This window comes from Candidatus Thiopontia autotrophica (assembly GCA_014384675.1).
Lineage (GTDB): Bacteria > Pseudomonadota > Gammaproteobacteria.
The window spans coordinates 1-4222 of the sequence record JACNFK010000001.1; the positions used below are offsets into that span (position 1 = coordinate 1).

Annotated in this window: 5 protein-coding genes; all 5 read right to left on the reverse strand. The window is 46.4% G+C overall.

The features are described from left to right. Window positions 1-718 (reverse strand): SCO family protein (locus tag H8D24_00005; GenBank protein ID MBC8518778.1); only part of this gene is annotated, 718 nt, incomplete at its 3' end. Between the two features lie 25 nt (window positions 719-743). Continuing rightward, window positions 744-1616 carry a protoheme IX farnesyltransferase gene (gene cyoE / locus H8D24_00010; GenBank protein ID MBC8518779.1) on the reverse strand — a complete coding sequence of 291 codons (873 nt, stop codon included), beginning with the start codon at window positions 1614-1616 and terminating at the stop codon, window positions 744-746. 116 nt (window positions 1617-1732) lie between these two features. Continuing rightward, window positions 1733-3469, reverse strand: coding sequence for a cbb3-type cytochrome c oxidase subunit I (locus tag H8D24_00015; GenBank protein MBC8518780.1), 1737 nt, complete (start codon window positions 3467-3469; stop codon window positions 1733-1735). A 13-nt stretch (window positions 3470-3482) separates the two neighbouring features. Beyond that, complete coding sequence (locus tag H8D24_00020; GenBank protein MBC8518781.1) at window positions 3483-4025, reverse strand: cytochrome C oxidase subunit II; 543 nt, start codon at window positions 4023-4025, stop codon at window positions 3483-3485. Window positions 4026-4044: 19 nt separating this feature from the next. Further along, the gene (locus H8D24_00025; protein MBC8518782.1) at window positions 4045-4197 is read right to left on the reverse strand and encodes a hypothetical protein; all 153 of its coding nucleotides are present in this window, start codon (window positions 4195-4197) and stop codon (window positions 4045-4047) included. Between the last annotated feature and the right edge of the window lie 25 nt (window positions 4198-4222).

Sequence of the window (4222 nt, forward strand, 5' to 3'; positions counted from 1 at the left end):
AACCGCCACTGGCAGGATCATATACAGTACAGAAGAAGCGCACACGATCCCCTATATTTGCAACAATTCCCCTATTGGTCGGGCGCTTATAGACCAACTCCTTGAGCGGTTCCATAAACAGCGGTGCATCGTAAGATTCACCATAAACCTGGGTATATATTTTACCCTGCTGGTCAACAATAGTTGCCTGCAGAATATGGTCAAATCCCCTGGTGGTCTTAATATAGGTAAAACCTACATCTTCAATAAACCTCTTCACACTGCCGCCGTCACCACTCAGAAAATACCAGTTATCGATATCAATGCTTCTCGACTTGGCGTAGTCCTCCATCATCTCCGGACTATCAATCATGGTGTCAAAACCGAGGGTAATAACATTGAATTTGTCAGAACCAAGTGATTCATTGGCAATCGCGACCATCTTTTTAAGATGCTCGGTAGTCATCTGGCATATATGGTAACAACTGGTGTATACCAGATTAACCACTAACGGCTTGTTGCGGAAACTTTCAAGATGAACCGGCATCCCGTTAATATCGGTGAAGGTATAGTCTGACAATAGATTACCAACCGCCCCCCTGCTCTTTTCAAGGGCTGACGCGTGGTCAAAAACATTATCTTCTGCAGTTGCAGAGAGTGATATCTGCGCAACACCAAGAAATAGAAGCACCAGAGATGCCGTAGAGAACCTAAGGCTGCTGTATAGCCACTTGTACACAGAGAGATCCTCTAGGTATTTTTAATCAGACCAGCTGAATATCAACAACAGCTGCAATCAATAGTAGTGTCAGCTGAAAAAGTGATGCGTAAAAACTGGACATTGCCGTGTCCCGATTGGTATCACGGATAAGTACAATATTTTTATAGAGGAAGTAAAAACCACCAACTGCGGCACCTACAAAATAGACAGGACCCAGTCCCAGATCAAAAAATAGTGGGGAAAATGATACGCTCACAAGAAGTATGGAGTTACCAAAGATTGCCCATGCCGCCTTGTGGTCACCAACAACTACAGGAAGCATCGGAATCCCGCCACGCGCATAATCGTCATGCAGGGTTATCGCCAGACTCCAGAAATGTGAAGGGGTCCACAAAAAGAGGACCACAGCAAGAATAAGTGGAAATGTATCCAGACCGGTTGGATTTACTGTTGCAGCACCAGCCAATACAGCAAAACTACCGGCAAGTCCGCCAACAACAATATTGAGCCAGGTTCTACGCTTTAACCACCATGTATAGACAAACGCATAGAAAAAGGCACCAAGAAAAACATAAAATGCGGCTACGCCATTCAATATATAGGCGGCACTAAGAACAGACACGAAGAGTAGAGCGTAGAGGAACAGTGGCCAGCCAATACCGGCCTTGATCTCACCAGTTACAAATGGGCGATTGCGTGTTCTCTCCATGCGTCCATCATAATTACGCTCAAGATATTGGTTAAACCCACCTGCACTTGCAGATGAGAGCAGAACAACAACCAACAGGGTCAATATCTGTGGTAGCGGGACAGATGGCCCTGGAGTAACGGCCAGCCCGACAAGCGCTGTAAGCGCAATGGTGACGCCAATACGTAACTTAAAGATATTTGCAATTTGCTTAAATCCAAGCACCACGATGCTATTACCTCGTTAATTCAGAACTTGTACTATGCTCCCATTATAACAGAGCAACCTAATATACAATAAAAAACAGGGGCAGGCGGGAAGCCTGCCCCTGAATTTTGGTCCGCTTATGCAAGTCCCCAGACAGATGCCAGGTACTTCCAGTTAACGAAGTAGTAGAGAACAAAGGTAACGAGGAAGGCTAGAGCCAGAACAAATGTTCCTGGAGCAATAAACCATCCCATACCGATCTTGCCGTGACCCTCATCTGCAGGAGCGCGCATCAGCATTGCTGGTTTCTCTGTAGTGTAGCTGTCAATGCCACGGAACCCCATGAACCCAACCTTGCTATCAGCCTTCTTGCCGAAGAGCAGTGTGCCCACTGTCAGCAGACAGAATATGGCACCGCCAAGAACCGCAAGGATTGCAAAGATACCGGCCAGACCCATAATGGTATAGGCAATCGCAGGATACTCATATGCATAAGGAGCACCAGTAAATGCCATATCCCAATGTCTACGTGCAACACCCATGGTACCAGCACCCATCAGGAAGAGGGATACACCCGCCATGCCAAGACCGAAGAGGTATGGCTGCAGTTTGGCAATTGATGGGAAGATGATCTCACGACCAAACAGAGTTGGTAGCAGGAAGTATGTTACTGACATAAACGCCATTGTTGTACCCAGTACCACAGTTGCGTGGAAGTGACCTGGAACATAGATGGTGTTATGGATGATCAGGTTAATCTGCTCAACACCCATGACCACGCCCGAGATACCACCGAGGAATCCGAAACCGATCAACGAAATAAACATTGAGGAGAACACAGGATTACCCCAAGGCGCCTTCTTCAGCCACTGGAAGAGACCACGATTGAGCCCTTTCATACGCTGAGCAACCTCAATGGATCCTGGAACAGTCAATCCGTGAATCATACTAGCCAGTACAGCGAGGTACATTGCATAACTGGTGTTGAATACCTTCCATACAGAACTCACACCTGGGTCAACCAGAATATGGTGAGCAGAAGCAAGCTGGAGGAAGAGGATGTACAACAGGAATGCTGAACGACTGATCTTCTCTGACATTGGTTTTGCCCCAAACAGAAGTGCTGCAACCATGTACCAGATTGAGATATGGGCGGCAACGTTGATCTGCTGTGAAGAGTGGCCAAGTGCCCACCAGATAACTCGATACATCAGTGGATCGATATTTGAGATCAGTCCAAGAGACCAGAGGAACGTAGGAATCAGAATGATTGCACCAGATGCGATGGTAAAGACAGCAATGATTGCTGCAACTGTTGCACCAAATACAACCAGAGGAACTGACCCTTCATAACTCTTCTCCTCTTTGGCAATTACAAGCGTACCGAAGAAGATGAAACAACCGATCAGAGCACCAACAGCAAACAGAATAAGCCCAAGATAAAACAGGGGATCTGCTGGCATTGGCACATAAGAGGTCATCATCACACTGGAGTTACCCATAATGATGGCATAGTTGGTAATCAACGCACCAACAAGCATAAGGCCGAACTGAACCCAACCCCATCTTGGTGTTGCCAATCTCGAACGCAGTAGCGTTGATGAGGCAAAGTAGAGTACTGCCATCTCAAAGAAGATGATATAGATAATCAACATATCGATACCGTGACCAGTCAGTGCCTGATAGAACTGACCGGCTGGAAGTATATGCAGTGTTGGCATACGTGTAGCCGTTACCAGCGCAGCAAGGATTCCACCAATAAGGAGGAATACCGTAGCAGCAATAGCATTGGCCTTCATTAGATTTTCCGCATTCTTGTGAAAGACAAGCCCTGTGCCTGTCTCTGTACGGAATAGTGGTTTTGCGAAACTCATTATTAATTACCCCTTATTCTGTAACGTAAATTTTACTGGTCATGAAATGATGACCTACACCACAATACTCATTACAGATTATTGTGAACTCACCAGTCTGGTTTGGCGTAATTGTTATTACTGACTCATAACCAGGCAGAACTTGAGTATTTACATTGATTGGCTGTACAGAAAAACCGTGCTGCCAGTCAATTGAAGAGAGATGGAGACGATATGACTCGCCCTTCTTCAGCTCCAGAGCTGGGTACCACTGCCACTTCTTGCCAAGCATATAGACATCACTGCCAACAGGAGGAGCCACAACCGGCACATTCCAGTTAGTCTCTCTACGCACTTCGTGTGCAGCAACCATGGCATCAACCTCTGCCTGAAACTTTTCAGGGGTGGTTTTATATGCCTCATTGGAGAGGTTCTGGTTTCCATAGATGTGCCAGATAGGCATCATCGCAAACATGAACAGGCACCAGATCAGTGCGATCGCGACCCATAATCCCTCGGAACGATCTACCGGAGTTTTCCACCAGATGGTTTCTGCTGGGGGTAGTATTGAACTCATAACAGACTCTCCTCCTTAATTATGGGGCCATGGGGATAGAGATGATCTCCATAATTCCCCACATGGTATAGAAAACGGTTGGTACGGCTATTCCAAGAAATAGCAACAAGAATGGGTTATCGAGCAAGCGCTGCATTGCAGGTACTCTCTCTTCGTTTGTCTGTTCTTCCACTAGTTGACTCCCTCTGATGTTATAA

What these genes read in the sequence shown, in the direction of transcription:
- H8D24_00015 (MBC8518780.1), bottom strand. Translation starts at nt 3,469, where the DNA reads ATGAGTTTCGCAAAACCACTATTCCGTACAGAGACAGGCACAGGGCTT.
- H8D24_00020 (MBC8518781.1), bottom strand. Translation starts at nt 4,025, where the DNA reads ATGAGTTCAATACTACCCCCAGCAGAAACCATCTGGTGGAAAACTCCG.